The sequence below is a fragment of the Sphingobium sp. genome (assembly GCF_032153725.1).
Lineage (GTDB): Bacteria > Pseudomonadota > Alphaproteobacteria > Sphingomonadales > Sphingomonadaceae > Sphingobium.
The window spans coordinates 40,370-59,883 of sequence record NZ_JALDYQ010000021.1 but is presented as its reverse complement, the minus strand read 5'-3'; the positions used below and the strand labels follow the sequence as shown (position 1 = coordinate 59,883).

The following is a 19,514-nucleotide window of genomic DNA, read 5'->3' as shown; positions in this document are numbered from 1 at the left end:
CACAGGTTACACGACGCATATAGCGGGACGCGGCATTTTTGATGTTTTTCCTACAGGTCAAAGAGCCGGGTTCGGCATAGCCCGTGCAGGGCAGTGTAGGACAGGGAAATCCACCGACATGGGGAACAGCGACACGTGGCCAAACCCGGCCATATCCCCTCAAGCCACGCTCAATCCCGCATCCGCCAACCCACGCCACAGATGCAGCGCCTGCACGCTTTCCCTGACGTCATGCACCCGCACCATCTGCGCGCCCAATTCGGCGGCCCGGAAAACCAGCCCCACGGACCCGCCCAGCCGTTCCGCCGCCGGCGCCTCGTTCGACAGCGCGCCGATCAACCGTTTCCGGCTCCCGGCAAACAACAGCGGCACGCCCAGTCCCTGAAAAACCGCCAGCCCGTTCACCAGCGCCAGATTATCGGCCAGCGACTTGCCAAAGCCCAACCCCGGATCGACCATGATCTTACCGCGCGGGATACCGGCGGCCAGACAAGCCTCCACCCGCGCCTCCAGCATGTCGAACACATCGGCCACGACATCGCCATAGCCGCCCTGGCCAAGAGCGGACAAATCATGTGGATCGTCGCCGGCCGACGGCGCGTGCATCAGAATGACGGGACAGCCCGCCGCGACCACGACCTCCATCGCGCGCGGATCATGCAGCAGCGCGCTCACGTCATTCACCACATGCGCACCAGCACCAAGCGCCGCCTCCATCACCGCCGCCTTACGGGTATCGATCGACAGGGGAATAGCCGCCGCCGCGAGGCGTTCGATCACCGGCACGACGCGGGCGATTTCATCTCCTTCCCACAGGCGCGGCGCCCTGGGCCGGGTGGATTCGCCGCCCACATCAATCAGCGCCGCCCCCGCCGCCGCCATGGCGAAACCCGCATCGGCCGCCGCCTGCGGATCGTCCATATGCCTGCCGCCGTCGGAAAAGCTGTCCGGCGTGATGTTGAGGATCGCCATCACCTGCGGCGCGTCGAAACGGATGGTCCGCTCGCCCAGGGCCAGCGGCTGACGCGGCGCGGAGATATTGACGGCGAGACGCAGCGCCCGTTCCGCCAGCGCATCGGGCAACGCCGCCACCGCATCGTCAAAGCCCGCCACCGGCAGCGTCACCCGCGCCACCCGCTCCCGGCCCTTGAGCGCGGTCAGCTCATAACCCTGAAACCACAGCAACCCATTGGCCATCCGCGCCGCCGACCCATCCGGCAAACCGACGGGCGAAGGCACGAACCATGTGGGGCGCAGGTAGAGCCGGGCATCGGCGGGGATTTGGGAAAGCATCACATATCCTTCGGATCGATTGCGCCTTCCCTTAGCGCGATGACGTACTCCTGCGAAGGCAGGAGTCCAGTTCCCAGGCTGCGCGCATCAACAAAGGCCCGAACTGGATTCCTGCCTGCGCAGGAACACGGCCCACATGAATGCAAGATTTCTCCTAAGGCTCGTTCGCCAGCAAATAGGTCTGCCGCAGCGTGTCGATCGGCTTCAATCCGCCATCGGCCTCATGATGCCAGAAAGTCCAACCATTACAGCTCGGCGCGCCCTGCAACGTCGCCCCCATCTTGTGGATCGATCCGCTGTCCGCCCCGACGGCGAGCGAGCCATCCGCCCGCACCACCGCCTGCCAGCGGCGCTTCGCGTCCGTCAACACCGATCCCGGCTGCAAATAGCCCGTCTCGACCAGCGTGCCGAAGGCCACCTTGGGCTGCTGCCGCGCCGTCTGCATGATGGTGAGCGAGCTTTCGTCCAGCGGCAGCGCCGCCTCGATCCGCTCCAGCGCCACCTCGATATAGTCGTCCTCGCGTTCGATGCCGATCCACTTGCGGCCCAGGCGCTTGGCGACGGCACCGGTTGTCCCGGTCCCGAAAAAGGGATCGAGCACCACATCGCCCGGCTTGGTGCAGGCCAGCATCACGCGATAGAGCAAGGCTTCGGGCTTCTGTGTCGGATGCGCCTTGGTGCCGTTGCGCTTCAGCCGCTCCTGCCCGCCGCAGATCGGCAGCACCCAGTCGGAGCGCATCTGCAACTCGTCATTCAGCGTCTTCATCGCCTTGTAATTGAACGTATATTTTGCATCTTCGCCCTGACTCGCCCAGATCAGCGTCTCATGCGCATTGGTGAAGCGGGTGCCCTTGAAATTGGGCATGGGGTTGGACTTGCGCCAGATGATGTCGTTGAGGATCCAGAAGCCCTCGTCCTGCAAGGCCGTGCCGACGCGGAAGATATTGTGATAGCTGCCGATCACCCAGATCGAGCCATTGGGCTTCAGGATACGGCGCGCCTCGCGCAGCCACGCCTTGGTGAAGCGGTCATAGGACCCCAGCGTGTCGAACTTGTCCCAGTCATTGTCGACCGCATCGACGCGGCCGCCCTCCGGCCGGAACAGATCGCCGCCCAGCTGAAGATTATAGGGCGGATCGGCAAAGATCATGTCGATGCAGGCGTCGGGCAGCTTCGCCATTTCCGCGATACAGTCGCCGCGCAGCAGGCGATCGGCCTCGATCTCTTGCCGAGCAACCGCCTTTTTCCGCCGCGGCGCGACGCGTTCCATGACACCCATTAGTTGACCCCCGTTCGGTTCTGAGGCCCAGCGATGAGTCCTTGGGAGTCCGCCGTCAAGATCAGCGGCTTAGGGTTCATGCCTCACATAAAGGTTAATGCGGGGTGGAACGAACCGGGTAGCCACTAGATATTGAGTCAAACGCGACTCGAAAGACTCAAGATCGGCTAGTGTGACGCAAAAGACTCAACGAAAAAGGCCCGAAAAGTTTTTTTGGTTAACGCCGTTTCGAAGGAGAAAAACACCCCCTCGCTTGACCAAAGCATAACCATTTGGTTATGCCATTGCCATGACAGAACATATTTTGAAGGGGGATCGGTCCGCCTCCTGCGACGAACTTTTCAAGGCCCTGTCCGACGGGACCCGGCGCGCGCTCCTTGAATATCTGGTGCGCGAAGGCGAACAGAACGTCCACGCCCTCACCGCCATTTCCGGCGTATCCCAACCCATGGTGTCCCGCCATCTCGGCAAGCTGAAACGCGCCAGCCTCGTGACGGCCCGCCGGGCCGGCCGCGAAACCTATTACACCGCCCGCGCCAAGGGCCTTGCCCCGGTGGTCCAGTGGATGGCCGTCTATGGCGCGCTCTGGTCGCAGCGATTCACGGCATTGGAGGGGCTCGACGGCTACTGAGCCAGGATTTTCTCGATCAACGCCACGTCGTCCGGCTTGTCGGCGTCGATACAGGCTTCCGCCTGATCCATCGCCACCAGTCGGGCGGAAAGGCTGAAGCGCCGTCCCACCCGCGCCATCCCGCCCCGCAGCGTCGAAATCCGCAGCACCGCGCCCAGCAAAGCCAGTGGTCCGAATGCGGAGAGAATCTTCCACCCCTTCTTCCGGTCCTGCTCGACTTCCTGCCAAAGCGCGATCACCGGCCGCGCCCGCGCGCTGCCGAACCAGAAGATATTGGCCCCCGACCACCAGCCGTCGCGAAATTTGAGCCAGGTTCGCCGCGACCCCGGATAGCGCGCCAGCAAGGTCGCCCGCTCCACCATCGCCACGGCAATGTCGGCGCCCGCAGCCTCCCGCACCATCTGGTCCAGCATCGCACCGTCCAGCAGCACATGATCCGCCGTGGTCATCAGCAGGGGAAAGGGAAACGCCCCGCGATCCAGAAAAGCCATCAGCGAAGAGGCAATCCCGCCCCCACTCTTCTCGAACCGCACCTTGGGGTGCCCGGCCAGCCAGGCCGTCGCCGGATCGGCGGCATATAGGTCCGGCGCCTGCGTCAGCACCACCACCCGCCCGATCGCCGGATGCGCCAGCAAGGCCCGCGCCGGATGGTTGATCATCGGCTGCCCCGCCACCGGCACCAGGGGCTTTACCGCCACGCCCGCGGCCACCGCCAGCGGATCAGGAACAGGGCGCGCCCCGGCCAGCAAAATTGCGGTGATGTTGGAAGCCGGTGCGGTCATCCCCGCCCGTTAGCGAACGGAACGTCCACCGAAAAGCTATTTCCCCGAAACCGCCGGCGCCACGCTCTTCTGCGCCACCTGCACCGGCAGGCCGGCTTGCAGGCTCTTCAACTGCATCAACCGGGCCCGGAACGCCGCCAGTTCGCGGCCGGCGAGCTGCGATGTGGTGGTGAACTTCACCGACAGCGGATTGACCGTCTGCCCATTGCGGTACAGTTCATAATGCAAATGTGGCCCGGTCGACAGTCCCGAAGAACCGACATAGCCGATCACCTGCCCCTGCCGCACCCGCTGCCCCGGCGCCGCCGCGATCCGGCTCATATGCGCATAGCCGGTGGCAAGGCCATGGCCATGCTCCAGCCGCACATAATTGCCGTGCCCGCCATGCCGCCCGGCATAGGACACCACGCCATCGGTCGCCGCATAGATCGGCGAACCATAGGGCGCCGCAAAGTCGATCCCGGCATGCATCCGGGTATACCCCAGGATCGGATGCCGCCGCATGCCGAAGCCGGACGACATGCGCCCCGCCACCGGCGCCGACAGCACGCCGCGCCGCTGGCCCACGCCCGACGCCTCGAACCACTGGGTCCGCCCGTCGCTGTTCCACTTCAGCATGTCGATCCCGCGCCCGCTGGCCCGATGCAGCCCCGCGAACAGCAGGTCGCCCACCTCGACATCGCCGGTATCGGCCCGATGATATTCGGTGATGATGTCATAGCGATCGCCCGCCAGGATCGACCCCAGATCGATCTGCTGCGCCACCACCCTCAGGAAGGTCTGGATCGCCTTGGGCGGCGCCCCCGCGGCCCGCGCCGAATGATAGAGGCTCTCGCCCACCACGCCCTGTATGCGCAGCGGCGTATCATCGACATGGATCGCGGTCCGCTGCACCTGCAACACCCCGCCAGCCCGCGAAACCTCCAGTCCCAGGTCCAGCCGCGCCCGGAAGGCCAGCTTGTCCAGCGGCCGCGGCATATCCCGGCTCGCCCGCCGTCCCAGCACGATATCCAGCGGCGTCCCCGGCTTCAGCCCGGCATGAATATCCCCGGCCACCAGACTGGTCACCGTCGCCACATCGCCACCGCTCACCCCGGCCCGCGTCAGCGCGCTCCCCAGCGAATCGCTTCCCCCGATCTGCGCCCGCAGCTCGATCTGCGGCCGCTCCGGCGTCTCGCGCAGCGGCTGCACGGCATCGGTCGGTCCCATGCGCCGCCCGCTATCCGCGCCCAGCGCCAGGGGCGTGATCATCTGGCTGCGCACTTCGTCAAACTGTCTGGACGTCATCAAAGGCTGCGGCTCGCCCGGCAGGGCATGGAAGCCGGGCGACAGATAAAGCGCCGCCGCGCACAGCCCGAAACAGGTCGCAAGTCCCCGGAACCAGGTGAAACTTCCCACCCGCTGGCCAAGGTCGGGGACAAGCTCGACATCCTCGGCCCAGTCGCGCAGCCTCTCGCGCCAGCCGCGCCGATCGTCGGCAGGCACCGGATTGCGGAGGGAGTCAGTCAGCCACAAGGACGCAGAGGCGCCTCCCTGTTGGGCGTTGATCTGACTGCCATGAAACACGGTAAAAAGGCCCCCGGGGCAAATGTCGCCACGACCCCCGCCGCGCGCTCATCCGCAATTCTGTAAAAGCACAGGGTTAAAGTCAAATAAACGCGGCTTTTTTAACCCTTTTTCTGCGGCCAGACGTGCCACTTGGCGGATCGGCGGACCATTTTGGGGCACCCCGCGGATTTACCACCCCTTTCCCCTTGTGCTGGCCTCCAGCTTCCCCGACATAGCAGGGGTCATGGCCCTATTTGCCCGCTCGCCCATTACCGCCGTTCTGGGCCCCACCAACACCGGCAAGACCCACCTCGCGGTCGAACGCATGTGCGGCCACTCCTCCGGGATGATGGGATTTCCGCTGCGCCTGCTGGCACGCGAGGTCTATGACCGGGTGGTCGGCATGAAGGGCGCCAACCAGGTCGCCCTCATCACCGGCGAGGAAAAGATCGCCCCGCCGGGTGCGCGCTATTTTCTCTGCACAGCGGAATCCATGCCAGTCGAGGGCGACTATGCCTTCGTCGCGCTGGACGAAGCGCAACTGGGCGCCGACCCGGAACGCGGCCATATCTTCACCGACCGCCTTCTCCGCGCGCGTGGCCGGGAGGAAACCATGATCCTCGGCTCGGCCAGCATCAGCCGCGTGGTGAAATCGCTCGTCCCCGATGCCGAGATCATCGGCCGCCCCCGCTTCTCCACCCTCTCCTACGCCGGCGCGAAGAAGCTCTCCCGCCTGCCCAAGCGCTCCGCTGTCGTCGCCTTCTCGGCCGAGGAGGTGTATGCGGTGGCCGAAATGCTCCGCCGTTTCCGGGGCGGCGCGGCGGTGGTGATGGGCGCCCTTTCCCCCCGCACCCGCAACGCGCAGGTGCAGATGTTCCTGAATGGCGAGGTCGACTATCTGGTCGCCACCGACGCGATCGGCATGGGCCTCAACCTCGACGTCGCCCATGTCGCCTTTGCCTCGCTGCGCAAGTTCGATGGCCGCCGCTCCCGCCGCCTGACCGTCAGCGAAATGGCCCAGATCGCGGGCCGCGCCGGTCGCCACCACCGGGACGGCACCTTCGGCAGCCTTGGCCATGAGGATGGCGACGCCGCCTTCACCCCGGAGGAAATCGAGGCAATCGAAGCCCACCGTTTCCCGCCGGTCGAACAGCTTTTCTGGCGCAACGGCACCCCGCGCACCGACCGGCTCGACCATCTCCTCTTCGACCTTGAGCAAAAGCCCGAGCGCCCGGAACTGCGCGCCGCGCCCGAAGCGGTCGACCTGGCCGTCCTCAAACGCCTTGCCGACGACCCGCTCGTGATCGAACGCGCGAGGGGCGGGAAGCAGGTCGAACGCCTCTGGGCCGCCAGCGGCCTGCCCGATTTCCAGAAGCTGGGCGCGGAACATCATGCCCGCACCGTCAGCCGCATCTGGCGCTTCCTTTCAGAGGGCCATGGCCACATCCCCCGCGACTGGTTCGCCCAGCAAATCGCGCGACTCGATTCGGTGCAGGGCGATATCGACACGCTTTCGGGCCGGATCGCCGCCGCGCGCACATGGTCCTATATCGCCCATCGCGCCGACTGGCTCGCCCACCCCGCCGAAATGGCCGAGCGCACCCGCGCGCTGGAGGAAAAGCTCTCCGACGCGCTCCACGCCGCGCTGACGCAGCGTTTCGTGGACCGCCGCACCACGGTTCTGCTAAGGGATATCGGCCAGAGCGCGGCCAATCTGCCGGTCGATATCGAGCCGGATGGGACAGTCTGCGTCGATGGCGAGACGATCGGGCGACTTGACGGATTTCGTTTCTCGGTCGATCCCGCTACCCGGCATCAGGACAGGAAGATGCTGCTGGCGGCCGCGGAACGGCGCCTTGGAAGGATATTGCGAGTGAAGGCTGAAGAATTACTGGGCGCACCCGATACAGATTTCGCGCTCATGGACGAGGCAGGACAGGCGCCCGGCATCAGCTGGCAGGGCAATGCGGTAGCCACGCTGCATGGTGGCGCCACGCTGCTGACCCCGGAAATCCGGCTGGATCGCGCGCTTCTGGCGCTGGGACAGGATGTGCAGAAGCAGATCAGCGCCCGCCTCACGACCTGGTTCGACGCGCAGAAGGAAAAGCACCTCCTGCCGCTCACCAAGATGGTCGCCAGTTCGCAGGACGCCGAAGTCCCCGCCGTCGTCCGCGCCGTCTTCGCGCAGCTCGCTGACGCAGGCGGCGTGATCGCGCGCACGGACCTCGATTCGGCGCTCGGCCATCTCGACAAGGATCAACGCCATCTGCTGCGCCGCGCGGGCATCGATATCGGCGTGCTGGACATCTACCACCCCGGCCTGCTGAAGCCCGGTTCGGCCCGCTGGCGCGCTGCGCTGCTCGCCGCGCGCATCGCCAAGCCCTGCCTGCCGCTGCCCGTCCCCGGCCTCACCATCATCCCGGCAGGCGAAAAGCCCGAACAGATGGGCGCCCGCATCGCCGGTTTCCGGGGCTTTGGCGAACAGATGCTGCGCATCGACATGGCCGAACGCATGGCCCGCACCGCGCATGAAGCCATCGCCAGGAACGAAGCCTTCACCGCGCAAAGCCCGCAGATCGTCTCGCTCGGCCTGTCGGAAGAAGCCTTCCTGCAACTGATGCGCCTCGCGGGCTTCCGCGCCGTGGAAGCCCCGGCCGAGGGCGGCCCCAACTGGGTCTTCCGTGGCCGCCAGAAGCCCCGCCCTCAGCATCAGCACCCCCGCAACGACAAGCGCGGCGCCCCATCGTCCGGCAAGCCCCAGGGCAAACCACGCGGCGACCGGGCACCCCGCCCCGCCGCCTCGTCCGGCCCTGCGCCCACCGGCAACCACGCTTTTGCTGGCCTTGCCGAGCTGCTGGGCCGCAATGGCTGACGCGGGCATGGTGACGGTCCACGGACCAAGCCTGCGCATCGACAAATTCCTCTGGTTCGCGCGCCTCGCGAAGAGCCGATCGGTCGCCCAGAAAATGGCGGAGGACGGCCATATCCGCCTCAACGGCCGCCGCATCGACCGCTCGCACTCTCCCGTGCGGGCGGGCGACCTCATCACCTTCCCGCACCCCAGCGGCGTCCGCGTGGTCCGCATCGTCCAGCTACCGGGCAGGCGCGGCCCCGCCCCGGAAGCCCAGTCCTGCTACGAGGAACTGACCGTCGGCGCCTGACCATCCCCGTCTTCGCGGGAATGACGGGGAAAAATGGAACAGCAGCCTCCACCAACCCCCCGCTACCCGCTTCACAACAATATCCTCATTGACCTTCGCGCCGACCGCGCATAGCAGGGCGCCGATTGTCCTTATGCCAAGAGTGCTGACCCATGACCTACGTCGTGACCGATAACTGCATCCGCTGCAAATATATGGATTGCGTCGAGGTTTGCCCCGTGGACTGTTTCTACGAGGGCGAGAATATGCTGGTCATCAATCCGAACGAATGCATCGACTGCGGCGTGTGCGAGCCGGAATGCCCGGCCGAGGCGATCCTGCCCGATACCGAGAATGGCCTCGAAAAATGGCTGGAACTCAACACGAAATTCTCCGCGGAATGGCCGAACATCACCGTGAAGGGTGACGCCCCCGCCGATGCCGACGCCATGAAAGGCGTGGAAAACAAGCTGGAGCAGTTCTTCTCGCCCGAACCCGGCACTGGAAGCTGATCTCCGGCAGCTGATCTGACGCACCGCAGCGACGCGCGACGCCCGCTCCAAAACCAGCTATTGCGTTTTATTTCCATGCCCATCCCCGGATTTTGTGTCCGGGGGTGGTAATTTTGTTACGAATCTGCTAAATAAGCGCCAACAGGTGGACATGGTCGCGTCCGCTACGGAGACAAATGCCTGATGTATTGATGGTGGCGCCGCGCTTCCCCTGGCTCGTGCAGCTTTTCGCACCTGCAACGCGAATGCCACCGCTCCTCCCGGAATAATGGAAAGGTTTCAAATGGCTGCCAAGGCGCTGTCCTTTGACGTTGGTGATTATGTTGTTTACCCCAAGCATGGCGTTGGCCGCGTCATAGAGCTTCAGAAGGAGCAGATTGCGGGCATGGAGCTGGAGCTTTATGTCCTGCGCTTCGAAAAGGAGCGCATGACGCTCCGCGTGCCCACGAACAAGGCCGAAGGCGTGGGCATGCGCAAGCTGTCCTCCAACAAGACGCTGGAGGAAGCGGTCGAGACGCTCAAGGGCAAGCCCAAGGTGAAGCGCACCATGTGGTCGCGCCGCGCCCAGGAATATGAAGCGAAGATCAATTCGGGCGACCTGGTGTCGATCGCCGAAGTGACCCGGGACCTGTTCCGTGCCGACGATCAGCCCGAACAGAGCTATTCCGAACGGCAGATCTTCGAAGCCGCCTCCAGCCGCCTCGCCCGCGAACTCGGGGCGATGGAAGAAACGGACGAGCCCAGCGCGCTCAAGAAAATCCTGCGCATCCTCAACGAAGCCGCGCCGAAATACGCCAAGGTGGAAGGCTGACGCGCTTCGGCTAGTGGATTGATTTTGACATTTGCGTCCCGCCATCCGGATAGCACGGTAGCAAATGTCAAAATCGTAAAATCCACTAGAATCATAAAGTTGCTAGTGGTCCGAAAAGATTCTGACATTTGCGCGCGACTTGGCCGATAGGGATGCAAATGTCAGAATCGGACCACTAGAGTGATTTCGAGCCGGATGGCATCATCTGGCGGCTCGGCAATCACGGAGGACAAAGAATAGCCAGACATTCCGGTTCAATCTGAACCGGCATGACTCTAAGCCGACATCGGCAGACCAAGGAAAAAGGGCGTCCCTGATCGGGGCGCCCTTTTCTCATACATGGAAACCTGGACCTATTGCTGGTCCTTCACGGCGCCCGCCGCATCCTTGGCCGCGTCGCCGACGTCACCTGCCGCCTGCCCGACCTGCGTGGCGGCGCCTTCCACTGCGCTGTCCTTGCGCGTTTGACTGCTGATCAGGAAGAAAGCGGCAATCGCCACCACCACGATCAGCAAGAGAACGGCTACCATAGTGCCGCCGCCGCCACGCTTTTCGATCACCGTGGTCGTCGCCGGACGCTCCTGATAATCCGCCATATTATCCTCCTCGTCTTCACGCCACCCGACGTCATCAATGCGCAGGCAGGCGAACGGGTTCCTGCCCCTTGTCCGGCAGACGCGCCCGTCACTGTCAGCGGCAGAAGTGCACAGCTGTGATCAAGACGCGTCATTCATCTTTCTCCTTGCAATTGACCCAATAAACCGCTGAACGCGGGCCTTCGATCCATTTTCCTGGAAAGGGGACGGACCGCTTGCCAGCCGGTCCGACAGGGAGCAGGATCATGGGCGGGGAAGAGAGATGGAACAAAAGGTTGAGGGTCGCCCCGAAAGGGCGCGATTTGTTCGCGAATCCGCCGATGTCCGGCGGCAGGCCCTGATCGAAGCAACAGCACGCTGCCTTGCGGAAAAGGGCGTGGGTGCCACCTCCGTCCGGGCGATCTGCGCTTATGCGGGCGTGTCGGCGGGCCTGCTCACCCATTATTTCGACGGTGTCGACGCGCTGATCCTGGCCACCTATCGCGATGTCGGGGAAAAGGTCGCCGCCGCGATGGAACGCGCGGTGGCGGATGCCGGCCCTGACCCCCGGGCCCGTCTCTGGGCCTATCTGCGCTCCAACTTTCAGCCTCCGGTGCTGGACCCGGCCCTGCTGGCAACGTGGATTTCCTTTTGGAGCCTCGTCAAGACCAACCCGGAAATCGCCGCCACCCACGCCGAAACCTATGGCGGCGGGCGGGAGCGCATGGAGGTGCTGCTGCGCGAAGCGGCGCCCCAAATCCCCCGTCCGGCCGCCCGCATCGCCGCCATCGGCCTGACCGCCATGATCGACGGCCTCTGGCTGGAACTGTGCCTCGATTCGTCCACCTTCACGATTGAAGAGGCGCTGGGCCTGATCGGGGAGGCGATGAATTACGTCCTTGAGAAACCAAGAGAGGACTCTGTCGATCAATCACACGGACATTGATCGCTTTTCTCAATCAGGGCAGACAAGAAAACCAATTTCCCTCGAACCGTCATCTTCCCTAGCTAGGCCGGGCAAACAGCAAACCCTTGTAAGGAACTGGAAAGCCCATGGCTCTTATCAACACGACCATCAAGCCGTTCACCGCCACCGCATATAAGCAGGGCAAGTTCGTCGACGTCACCGACGCCGACGTGAAGGGCAAATGGGCCGTCTTCTTCTTCTACCCCGCCGACTTCACCTTCGTCTGCCCGACGGAACTGGAAGATCTGGCTGACATTTACCCCACGCTCCAGAAGCTGAACGTCGAAGTCTACTCGGTGTCGACCGACACGCATTTCAGCCACAAGGCCTGGCACGACACCTCGCCGGCGATCGGCAAGATCAACTATTTCATGCTGGGCGACCAGTCGGGCCAGATCACCAACAATTTCGACGTGATGCGCCCGGGCGTAGGCCTGGCCGACCGCGCGACCTTCCTGGTCGATCCCGAAGGCGTGATCCAGTTCATGGAAATCACCTCGGAAGGCGTGGGCCGCAACGCCACCGAACTGCTCCGCAAGGTGAAGGCTGCGCAATATGTCGCCGCCAACCCCGGCGAAGTCTGCCCTGCCAAGTGGGAAGAAGGCGAAGCCACGCTGGCCCCGTCGCTCGACCTGGTCGGCAAGATCTAAGAGCTGAAACGGCAGCTGCCGGATCGGGTCGAGTTCGCTCCCTGATCCGGCAGGGTACTACAAAACATCGTGTTCCTGCGCAGGCAGGAACCCAGTCCCGCGGTCTGAACTGGACTCCTGCCTGCGCAGGAGCACGTTGTGCCAAGATCAAAAACCTCCGCACCATGCCGGGCCTTCACCCCGCCCCGGCGAGCGGACAGCCGCGCCCCGGATCGGCGCGCTTGGGCCTATGGAGAAAATAATGTTGGACGCAAATCTCAAGGGCCAGCTCAAGGCCTATATGGCGAACATCACCCAGCCGATCGAGCTGGTGGCGTCGCTGGACGATGGCGCCAAGAGCCATGAGCTGAAGACGCTGATCGACGAGATCGCGGAATTGTCCGACAAGGTGTCCGTCACCATCGGCACGGACAGGCGCGTCCCCAGCTTCATGATCCGCCGCACCGGCACCGACATCGGCGTGACCTTCGCCGGCCTGCCCATGGGCCATGAATTCACCTCGCTCGTCCTTGCGCTCCTGCAAGTCGGCGGCCACCCCTCCAAGGCGGCGCAGGACCTGATCCAGCAGATCAGGGACATTGACGGCGATTTCGCCTTCGAAACCTATTTCTCGCTGTCCTGCCAGAACTGCCCCGACGTGGTGCAGGCGCTGAACCTGATGGCCATCCTCAATCCCCGCATCAGCCACGTCGCTATCGACGGCGCGCTGTTCAAGGAGGAGGTCGACGCCCGCAAGGTCATGGCCGTCCCCACCGTGTTCCTGAACGGCGAACCCTTCGCCAGCGGCCGCATGGAGCTGGAACAGATCGTCGCGAAAATCGACAGCGGCGCCGTTTCCCGCGCCGCCGAAAAGATCAAGCGCCAGGACCCGTTCGAGGTGTTGATCGTCGGCGGCGGCCCCGCGGGCGCGGCGGCAGCGATCTACGCGGCCCGCAAGGGCATCCGCACCGGCATCGCGGCGGAACGCTTCGGCGGCCAGGTGCTGGACACCATGGATATCGAGAATTTCATCTCGGTCAGCCATACCGAAGGCTCCAAATTCGCCGCCGCGCTGGAAGCCCATGTGAAGGATTATGATGTAGAGATCATGAACCTCCAGAAAGCCGCCAGGCTGATCCCGGCGAAGACCGAGGGCGGATATCATGAGGTCGTGCTGGAAAACGGCGCCTCGCTGAAGGGCCGCACCGTCATCCTCTCCACCGGCGCGCGCTGGCGGCAGATGGGCGTGCCGGGCGAAGAGGAATATCGCAACAAGGGCGTCGCCTACTGCCCGCATTGCGATGGCCCGCTGTTCAAGGGCAAGCGCGTGGCGGTGATCGGCGGCGGCAACAGCGGCGTGGAGGCGGCGATCGACCTTGCCGGCATCGTCGCCCATGTGACGCTGATCGAATTTGACAGCCAGCTCCGCGCCGACGCGGTGTTGCAGCGGAAACTGGCCAGCCTGCCCAATGTCCGCATCATCACCTCGGCCCTGACGACCCGGGTGGACGGCAATGGCGAACGCGTCACCGGCCTCAGCTACAGGGACCGCACTCACGGCACGGAGCATGATGTCGAACTGGAGGGCATTTTCGTCCAGATCGGCCTTGTCCCCAACACCGAATGGCTGAAGGACGCCATCGCCCTGTCCCCGCGCGGCGAGATCGAGATCGACGCGCGCGGCGAAACCAGCCAGCCGGGCATCTTCGCGGCGGGCGACTGCACGACCGTGCCCTACAAGCAGATCGTGATCGCTTGCGGAGCCGGATCGACGGCAGCGCTCTCCGCCTTCGATTATCTCATCCGCCTGCCCGCGGAAGAGACGGCCGAAGCAGCCTGATCGACAGGGCGGCCGATTCCCCGGCTGAATCGGCCGCCGGCCACGCATCGCTCGCATAGCATGCGCCCAGGCTCCAATTTATTGGATCAAAATGGAACCCTGTTCCTGCGAAGGCAGGAACCCAGTCCCGCCGTCTGAACTTGCTTCCTGCGTTGACTTACGCCGCCTCTCTGGTCGCAGGCACATGCTGCGCTTCAATCCGAACAGGTCACTCCCTATCGCCGGATCAACCGCAGCCGGAAAATCCCCGGATCAACCTCCAGCATCGGCGCCGCCGCGGGAATCTCGTCCCGCTGCGCCAGCACCACCGGCGCTTGCGGCGCAAAGGTCACGACCGCGCTCCCCGGATCGCCCGCCACCAGCGCATCCACCATCAGCGCCGGACTCAACCGATCCGACGTCACGCTGACCAGCGTGCCCACCTCCGTCATCCCGAACAGCTTGCGCGCAAAGGCATAAGGCAGTCTGATACACCCATGGCTCGCCGGATGGCCGGGGTTATGCCCCGCATGCAGCGCGATCCCGTCCCAGGTCAGACGCTGCATGAACGGCATGGGCGCATTGGAATAGATGTTCGACCGGTGCCATTCCCGCTTCTGCAACACCGAAAATTCCCCGGTCGGCGTGCGATGACCCTTCATGCCCGTCGACACGCTGGCGATGCCGACCAACCGATCGCCATCATAGACATGCACCATCTGCCGCTCGACGCTGATCACCATATAGAGCGGCCCGGCGAAGGGCCCCTCCTCCAGCCAGCGATAGCCCCCCGGCGCCACCGGCTCCTGCGCTACGGCGGGCACGGCGATCAGCAATAGAATCCAGGTCAGAAAGGCACGCATATACGCTTTCTTAACCACAAGATGCGCGGATGCCAGTCCCCCAAAAGGCGCATCAGGGTATCAGACTGGGACAGCATCTATTGGCTGTCCTACAGCCCCCGGCCTGCGCTAGAACGCTCGCCAAGCGAACGGATCGAAAACGGTCCAGCGCCAACCCGGCTCTTTGAACTGTCCGGTTCCCCCCATGAAAGCACGCTTTCCCGTGCTTTCATCGTGTCACCTATGTCACCCAAATCCTACAGCAGGCTCAGCTGCGCCACCGGCGCAAAGCTCCTGCGGTGCAACGGCGTCGGTCCATGCTGCCTCAGCGCCGCAAGATGCTGGGGGCTGCCATAGCCCTTGTTGCTTTCCCAGCCATAATGCGGATGCACCGCCGCCGCCTCGATCATCATCCGGTCCCGCGCCTCCTTCGCCAATATGGAGGCCGCCGCGATCGACAGGCATTTGGCGTCGCCCTCGACGACCGCCGTTGAAGCCCAGCGCCATTGCGGACAGCGATTCCCGTCCACCAGCACATGCGCGCAATCCTGGCCCAAGGCTTCGACCGCCCGCGTCATCGCCAGCATCGTCGCCCAGAGGATGTTGAGGCTGTCGATCTCCTCGACCGAAGCAACGCCAAGGCCCCAGCACAAGGCCCGCGTCTTGATCTCCCCCTCCAGACCGGCCCGGCGCTTCGCGCTCAGCTGCTTGCTGTCATTCAGGCCTTCGGGGCAATCCTCCCGCCGCAGGATGACCGCGGCGGCGACCACCGGCCCCGCCAGCGGCCCCCGCCCCGCTTCGTCCACCCCTGCGACCAGCCCCGGATGGTGCAGCAGCTCATGGAAAAAATCAGGCCCAGGGTCAGGCATGGTCCTGAAATCCGACGGGCGCGCCCATCGGCCCGTGCCCGTGCCCCAGACCCGGCGCCAAAGCGAGCGCTTCCCGCACATATTTGCGCCCACGCTCGATCGCATCGACCAGATCCCGGCCCTGTCCCAAGCCGGTCGCGATCGCGCTCGCCAATGTACAGCCAGTGCCATGCGTATGCGGCGTATCGATGCGCGCATCGCTCCACGCCTTGCGCGCGCCGCGCGGCCCGATCAGCCGGTCGGTCAGCATCGGCCCCTCCCCATGGCCGCCCTTGGCCAGCACATGGGTCGCGAAGCGACGGGCTATCTCCTCCCCGCCCAACGCCTCCAGCTCCGGGATATTGGGCGTAACCAGCGTCGCCAGCGCCATCAGCCTTTCGAAGGCGGCGATGGTTGCTCCATCCGCCAGAACCGACCCGCTGGTGGCCACCATGACGGGATCGAAGACGATCGGCACTCCCTCCATCGCCGCCAGTCGCTCCGCCACCGCGGCCGCCGTCTCCGCCGAACCGATCATGCCGATCTTCACCGCGTCGACGCCGATGTCGCTGATGACGCTCTCCATCTGCTGCAACACCATGGCGGTCGGCACGGGATGCACGCCCTGCACCCCCAGCGTATTCTGCGCGGTGATCGCAGTGATCGCGGTCATGGCATGCCCGCCCAGCAGCGTCACCGTGCGGATATCCGCCTGGATGCCAGCTCCGCCCCCGCTGTCGGACCCCGCAATGACAAGAATGCGCGCCAATGTCATGCCGTCAGCTTCATGCCCTGAAATGCCGCTCCGTCGAAGCCGGATGGCGTTTCAGCGCATCCCCTGTCCGGGTGGGCCGGTCCATCATTTCCCCACCGCAATTTGGGCAACGATCATCCAGCGCCTCGGCGCAAGGCGCGCAATAGGTGCACTCGAAGGAACAGATGAAAGCCCCCGGCTCGTCGGCAGGCAGGTCCATGCCGCAACGCTCGCAATCGGGCCGCATCTCAAGCATCAGGCCGCCGCCTTCGCCACGGCGTCGCAAATGCGTTCGACCACATCCCTGACCTGCTCCTCCCGGTCGCCCTCGGCCATGACGCGGATGACGGGCTCCGTGCCCGAAGGCCGGATCACGAGCCGCCCGCAGCCATTCAGCTCCGCCTCGGCCTGCTTGATCACCCTCTGCACATCCTCATGCTCCAGCGGCTTGCCACCGGAAAACCGGACGTTCTTTAGCAGCTGCGGCACCGGATCGAACTGGTGCAACACCTCGCTCGCGGACTTGCCCGACCGCACCAGCGCCGCCAGCACCTGCAAGGCCGCCACCGTGCCGTCGCCGGTCGTCGCATAGTCGCTCAGGATCATATGCCCCGATTGCTCTCCGCCGACATTGAAGCCGCCCTCGCGCATCCGCTCCAGCACATAGCGATCGCCGACCTTGGTGCGCTCCAGCGTCATGCCCTGCCCGGACAGATGGCGCTCCAGCCCCAGGTTGGACATGACCGTCGCCACCAGCCCACCGCCCCGCAGCGTCCCGGCCCGCGCGAAATTGCCCGCGATCAGCGCCATGATCTGATCGCCGTCGACGATCGCGCCATGTTCATCCACCACGATCAGCCGGTCCGCATCGCCATCCAGCGCTACGCCGATATCCGCGCCCGACGACACCACCGTCTCCTGCAACAGCAACGGCGCGGTCGATCCGCACTGGTCGTTGATATTGATGCCGTTGGGCGCGACGCCGACTGCCACCACCTCCGCGCCCAGCTCCCAAAGGGCGGAAGGCGTGACCTGATAGGCGGCCCCGTTGGCGCAATCGACCACGATCTTGAGCCCGTCCAACCGCAGATCGGCCGGAAAGCTGGACTTGACCGCATGGATATAGCGCCCCCGCGCGTCCTCCACGCGGCGGGCACGGCCAATATCCTGCGCTGCGGCGAGCGGAATGTCCTGCTCCAGCATCGCCTCGATCTTCAGTTCGTCCTCATCGGACAGCTTGTAGCCGTCCGGCCCGAACAGCTTGATGCCATTATCGAAATAGGGATTGTGGCTGGCCGAGATCATCACGCCCAGATCGGCGCGCATCGAATGGGCGAGCAACGCCACGGCGGGCGTCGGAATCGGCCCGAACTGCACCACATCCATCCCGACCGCCGTGAAACCCGCGACCAGCGCATTTTCGACCATATAGCCCGAGAGCCGGGTATCCTTGCCGATCACGACCCGATGCCGATGCGTGCCGCGCTTGAAATGCTTGCCCGCCGCCATGCCGACCTTCATCGCCAGATCAGCCGTCATCGGCCATATATTGGTGCGCCCTCTGATGCCGTCGGTGCCGAAATATTTCCTGCTCATCATCCTCGCCCGCTCATGGGGTGAAACCTCTTCCTGCTCCCATAGCAATCTTTGTCCGACTTTCCACCGGGGAGCGGCCATCCCTTTGCAAATGGACGGACTCAATGCAGCGATGGACGCCCTTTCCAGCGCAGTCTTCATGAAGGTGCCGGTGCTGGGCGAGCCATTGCCGCTTCGATTTCCTCCACGGCGCGCGGCACGCCCTCGCTCAGCCGCTCCGATCCATTGGCGGTGACGAGATAGAGATCCTCGATCCGGATGCCGTAATTGGCGGACTGGACGTAAAGCCCCGGCTCCATGGTGATGACCGCGCCTGCGGGCAGCGGTTTGGCCATGTCGCCGGCATCGTGCACGTCAATGCCCACCAGATGGCCCAGACCGTGATAAAAGTCATCGACCCGCCCGGCCTTGCGGAACACATCCTTCGCCGCCTCGACCAGATCCTCGTAATAGACGCCGGCCTTCAACTTCGCGACCGCGGCGCCCTGGGCCGCCAGCACCAGCTCATAATGCGCGCGCTGTTCGGCGGTGAACCTGCCGCTTGCGGGAAAGGTGCGGGTGACGTCGCAGGCATAGCCGCCCACGGACGCCGCCGCATCGATCAGGATGAGGTCATCGGCGCCGATCACCCCGTTGCCGCCGGTATAATGCAGCGAGGCCGCATTGCGACTTGTGGCGACGATGCTGTCATAGGCCAGCCCGTCTCCGCCGCCCGCGCGGAAAGCGTCTTCCACTATCGCCTTGAGCTGCCTTTCCGTCATGCCGGGGCGCACCTGTTTCATCGCGGCGACGTGACCGCGCGCGGTGGCCGCCATCGCACGGCGCATCAGTTCCAGTTCACGCGGCTCCTTGACGATGCGGAGCGATGGCAAAAGACCGCTATCGTCCTTCAGCGAGACGCCGGGCACCCGCTGCATCACCTTGCCATAGAGGTCCAGCGCCCTGGGCACCGGGGCAGACGTGCTGGCGATGGGGCCAAGGAAGTGCAGCGTCCTGGACCGCTCGGCCAGGGTGGTGACGAGACTGCCGAGTCCCCCGGTGCGCGATACGCGGGCAAAGCCGGTCCGCCGCTCCAGTTCCGTGCCCAAGGGCAGCCGCTCCACCTCCCAGCGTTCGACCTCCGGATCGCGCGAGGGCAGGAGCAGCCATTCCCTGATGGTCCGTTCGGCAGGCGCCATGACAAGGATCGCGCCGGGTTCGTCAACGATGCCGGTGAGCCAGGCAAAGTCGCCATCCTGCGCGAAAGCCGGGGCAACGGTGGCGGTGCTTTCCACCGGACCCGCGCCATAGACGACGGCGACGCCGTCCTTCAGCAGCTCCATCACCCGGCGGCGGCGTTCGCGAAATATTTCGGGGGCGAAAGGCGCTGTTCCTGCTGGAGTCGCAAAGCCTTGAGGCGGCGCAAGCTGGGCGCCGAGGCGCGTGGAAAGTGCGAGCGATGCCGCCGAGCCTGCCAGAATCGTCCGCCGATCGAACATGCCTTCCTCC

At 64.7% G+C, this 19,514-nt stretch carries 19 protein-coding genes; 8 read left to right on the top strand and 11 right to left on the bottom strand.

The genetic code is table 11. The features are described 5' to 3' along the window. Positions 1-159: 159 nt before the first annotated feature. Entirely contained in the window at positions 160-1,293 is a 1,134-nt protein-coding gene (gene folP / locus RUH75_RS09305; protein ID WP_313804891.1) for a dihydropteroate synthase, read from the bottom strand. Positions 1,294-1,447: 154 nt separating this feature from the next. Beyond that, positions 1,448-2,572 (bottom strand): site-specific DNA-methyltransferase, encoded by a 1,125-nt coding sequence (locus RUH75_RS09300; RefSeq protein WP_313804889.1) that lies wholly within the window; start codon positions 2,570-2,572, stop codon positions 1,448-1,450. 289 nt (positions 2,573-2,861) lie between these two features. On the opposite strand from RUH75_RS09300, the gene RUH75_RS09295 reads away from it, so the two are divergent. Beyond that, entirely contained in the window at positions 2,862-3,203 is a 342-nt protein-coding gene (locus RUH75_RS09295; RefSeq protein WP_313804886.1) for a metalloregulator ArsR/SmtB family transcription factor, read from the top strand. Here the strand turns inward: RUH75_RS09295 and RUH75_RS09290 are convergent. Together RUH75_RS09290 and RUH75_RS09285 are read right to left on the bottom strand one after the other, a co-directional pair. After that, on the bottom strand, positions 3,197-3,985 hold the full coding sequence (locus RUH75_RS09290) for a nucleotidyltransferase family protein (RefSeq protein ID WP_313804883.1): 789 nt from the start codon (positions 3,983-3,985) through the stop codon (positions 3,197-3,199). The genes RUH75_RS09295 and RUH75_RS09290 overlap by 7 nt on opposite strands. Before the next feature lie 36 nt (positions 3,986-4,021). Continuing rightward, on the bottom strand, positions 4,022-5,551 hold the full coding sequence (locus RUH75_RS09285) for a M23 family metallopeptidase (RefSeq protein ID WP_313804880.1): 1,530 nt from the start codon (positions 5,549-5,551) through the stop codon (positions 4,022-4,024). Positions 5,552-5,777: 226 nt separating this feature from the next. Between RUH75_RS09285 and RUH75_RS09280 the strand changes: the two genes are divergently transcribed. The 4 genes from RUH75_RS09280 to RUH75_RS09265 all read left to right on the top strand — a co-directional run bounded on the left by RUH75_RS09280 (position 5,778) and on the right by RUH75_RS09265 (position 9,996). Continuing rightward, positions 5,778-8,405, top strand: a complete 2,628-nt coding sequence (locus tag RUH75_RS09280) for a helicase-related protein (RefSeq protein ID WP_313804877.1) — start codon at positions 5,778-5,780, stop codon at positions 8,403-8,405. Next, a complete protein-coding gene (locus tag RUH75_RS09275) occupies positions 8,398-8,694 on the top strand; it encodes an RNA-binding S4 domain-containing protein (RefSeq protein WP_313804874.1) in 297 nt (98 codons plus the stop codon). Before RUH75_RS09280 ends, RUH75_RS09275 begins: the two co-directional genes overlap by 8 nt. A 152-nt stretch (positions 8,695-8,846) precedes the next feature. Further along, positions 8,847-9,185: a ferredoxin FdxA gene (gene fdxA, locus RUH75_RS09270; protein ID WP_176596310.1), complete on the top strand. Its 339-nt coding sequence runs from the start codon at positions 8,847-8,849 to the stop codon at positions 9,183-9,185. 283 nt (positions 9,186-9,468) lie between these two features. Next, on the top strand, positions 9,469-9,996 hold the full coding sequence (locus RUH75_RS09265; protein WP_313804863.1) for a CarD family transcriptional regulator: 528 nt from the start codon (positions 9,469-9,471) through the stop codon (positions 9,994-9,996). Positions 9,997-10,349: 353 nt separating this feature from the next. Here RUH75_RS09265 and RUH75_RS09260 read toward each other — a convergent pair whose 3' ends face one another. Then, positions 10,350-10,592 (bottom strand): hypothetical protein, encoded by a 243-nt coding sequence (locus tag RUH75_RS09260; RefSeq protein ID WP_313804860.1) that lies wholly within the window; start codon positions 10,590-10,592, stop codon positions 10,350-10,352. Between the two features lie 262 nt (positions 10,593-10,854). Here RUH75_RS09260 and betI point away from each other — a divergent pair, with 262 nt between their 5' ends. From betI to ahpF, 3 genes are all read left to right on the top strand, one after another. Then, positions 10,855-11,517, top strand: coding sequence for a transcriptional regulator BetI (gene betI, locus RUH75_RS09255; RefSeq protein WP_313804857.1), 663 nt, complete (start codon positions 10,855-10,857; stop codon positions 11,515-11,517). A gap of 107 nt (positions 11,518-11,624) precedes the next feature. Beyond that, the gene (ahpC, locus tag RUH75_RS09250; protein WP_313804854.1) at positions 11,625-12,188 is read left to right on the top strand and encodes an alkyl hydroperoxide reductase subunit C; all 564 of its coding nucleotides are present in this window, start codon (positions 11,625-11,627) and stop codon (positions 12,186-12,188) included. Positions 12,189-12,429: 241 nt separating this feature from the next. Further along, complete coding sequence (gene ahpF, locus RUH75_RS09245; protein ID WP_313804851.1) at positions 12,430-14,007, top strand: alkyl hydroperoxide reductase subunit F; 1,578 nt, start codon at positions 12,430-12,432, stop codon at positions 14,005-14,007. A gap of 215 nt (positions 14,008-14,222) precedes the next feature. Here ahpF and RUH75_RS09240 read toward each other — a convergent pair whose 3' ends face one another. The 6 genes from RUH75_RS09240 to RUH75_RS09215 form a co-directional block, all read right to left on the bottom strand. Continuing rightward, positions 14,223-14,849 (bottom strand): L,D-transpeptidase family protein, encoded by a 627-nt coding sequence (locus RUH75_RS09240; protein WP_313804848.1) that lies wholly within the window; start codon positions 14,847-14,849, stop codon positions 14,223-14,225. 236 nt (positions 14,850-15,085) lie between these two features. Beyond that, positions 15,086-15,697 (bottom strand): ribonuclease HII, encoded by a 612-nt coding sequence (locus RUH75_RS09235; RefSeq protein WP_313804845.1) that lies wholly within the window; start codon positions 15,695-15,697, stop codon positions 15,086-15,088. After that, entirely contained in the window at positions 15,690-16,451 is a 762-nt protein-coding gene (gene thiD, locus RUH75_RS09230; protein ID WP_313804842.1) for a bifunctional hydroxymethylpyrimidine kinase/phosphomethylpyrimidine kinase, read from the bottom strand. The genes RUH75_RS09235 and thiD overlap by 8 nt, the downstream gene beginning before the upstream one ends. Positions 16,452-16,461: 10 nt before the next feature. Next, positions 16,462-16,686, bottom strand: a complete 225-nt coding sequence (locus tag RUH75_RS09225; protein ID WP_313804839.1) for a DUF1272 domain-containing protein — start codon at positions 16,684-16,686, stop codon at positions 16,462-16,464. Beyond that, positions 16,686-18,026, bottom strand: a complete 1,341-nt coding sequence (gene glmM / locus RUH75_RS09220; protein WP_313804836.1) for a phosphoglucosamine mutase — start codon at positions 18,024-18,026, stop codon at positions 16,686-16,688. Before glmM ends, RUH75_RS09225 begins: the two co-directional genes overlap by 1 nt. A 137-nt stretch (positions 18,027-18,163) precedes the next feature. After that, on the bottom strand, positions 18,164-19,504 hold the full coding sequence (locus tag RUH75_RS09215; protein WP_313804833.1) for a Xaa-Pro aminopeptidase: 1,341 nt from the start codon (positions 19,502-19,504) through the stop codon (positions 18,164-18,166). Positions 19,505-19,514: the final 10 nt, after the last annotated feature.

Coding starts and splice junctions, on each gene's coding strand:
- fdxA (WP_176596310.1), top strand. CDS start 8,847: ATGACCTACGTCGTGACCGATAACTGCATCCGCTGCAAATATATGGAT.
- ahpC (WP_313804854.1), top strand. CDS start 11,625: ATGGCTCTTATCAACACGACCATCAAGCCGTTCACCGCCACCGCATAT.
- RUH75_RS09215 (WP_313804833.1), bottom strand. CDS start 19,504: ATGTTCGATCGGCGGACGATTCTGGCAGGCTCGGCGGCATCGCTCGCA.
- RUH75_RS09260 (WP_313804860.1), bottom strand. CDS start 10,592: ATGGCGGATTATCAGGAGCGTCCGGCGACGACCACGGTGATCGAAAAG.
- RUH75_RS09265 (WP_313804863.1), top strand. CDS start 9,469: ATGGCTGCCAAGGCGCTGTCCTTTGACGTTGGTGATTATGTTGTTTAC.
- RUH75_RS09290 (WP_313804883.1), bottom strand. CDS start 3,985: ATGACCGCACCGGCTTCCAACATCACCGCAATTTTGCTGGCCGGGGCG.
- RUH75_RS09235 (WP_313804845.1), bottom strand. CDS start 15,697: ATGCCTGACCCTGGGCCTGATTTTTTCCATGAGCTGCTGCACCATCCG.
- RUH75_RS09225 (WP_313804839.1), bottom strand. CDS start 16,686: ATGCTTGAGATGCGGCCCGATTGCGAGCGTTGCGGCATGGACCTGCCT.
- RUH75_RS09275 (WP_313804874.1), top strand. CDS start 8,398: ATGGCTGACGCGGGCATGGTGACGGTCCACGGACCAAGCCTGCGCATC.
- betI (WP_313804857.1), top strand. CDS start 10,855: ATGGAACAAAAGGTTGAGGGTCGCCCCGAAAGGGCGCGATTTGTTCGC.
- RUH75_RS09240 (WP_313804848.1), bottom strand. CDS start 14,849: ATGCGTGCCTTTCTGACCTGGATTCTATTGCTGATCGCCGTGCCCGCC.
- RUH75_RS09280 (WP_313804877.1), top strand. CDS start 5,778: ATGGCCCTATTTGCCCGCTCGCCCATTACCGCCGTTCTGGGCCCCACC.
- RUH75_RS09295 (WP_313804886.1), top strand. CDS start 2,862: ATGACAGAACATATTTTGAAGGGGGATCGGTCCGCCTCCTGCGACGAA.
- thiD (WP_313804842.1), bottom strand. CDS start 16,451: ATGACATTGGCGCGCATTCTTGTCATTGCGGGGTCCGACAGCGGGGGC.
- glmM (WP_313804836.1), bottom strand. CDS start 18,026: ATGAGCAGGAAATATTTCGGCACCGACGGCATCAGAGGGCGCACCAAT.
- RUH75_RS09300 (WP_313804889.1), bottom strand. CDS start 2,572: ATGGGTGTCATGGAACGCGTCGCGCCGCGGCGGAAAAAGGCGGTTGCT.
- ahpF (WP_313804851.1), top strand. CDS start 12,430: ATGTTGGACGCAAATCTCAAGGGCCAGCTCAAGGCCTATATGGCGAAC.
- folP (WP_313804891.1), bottom strand. CDS start 1,293: ATGCTTTCCCAAATCCCCGCCGATGCCCGGCTCTACCTGCGCCCCACA.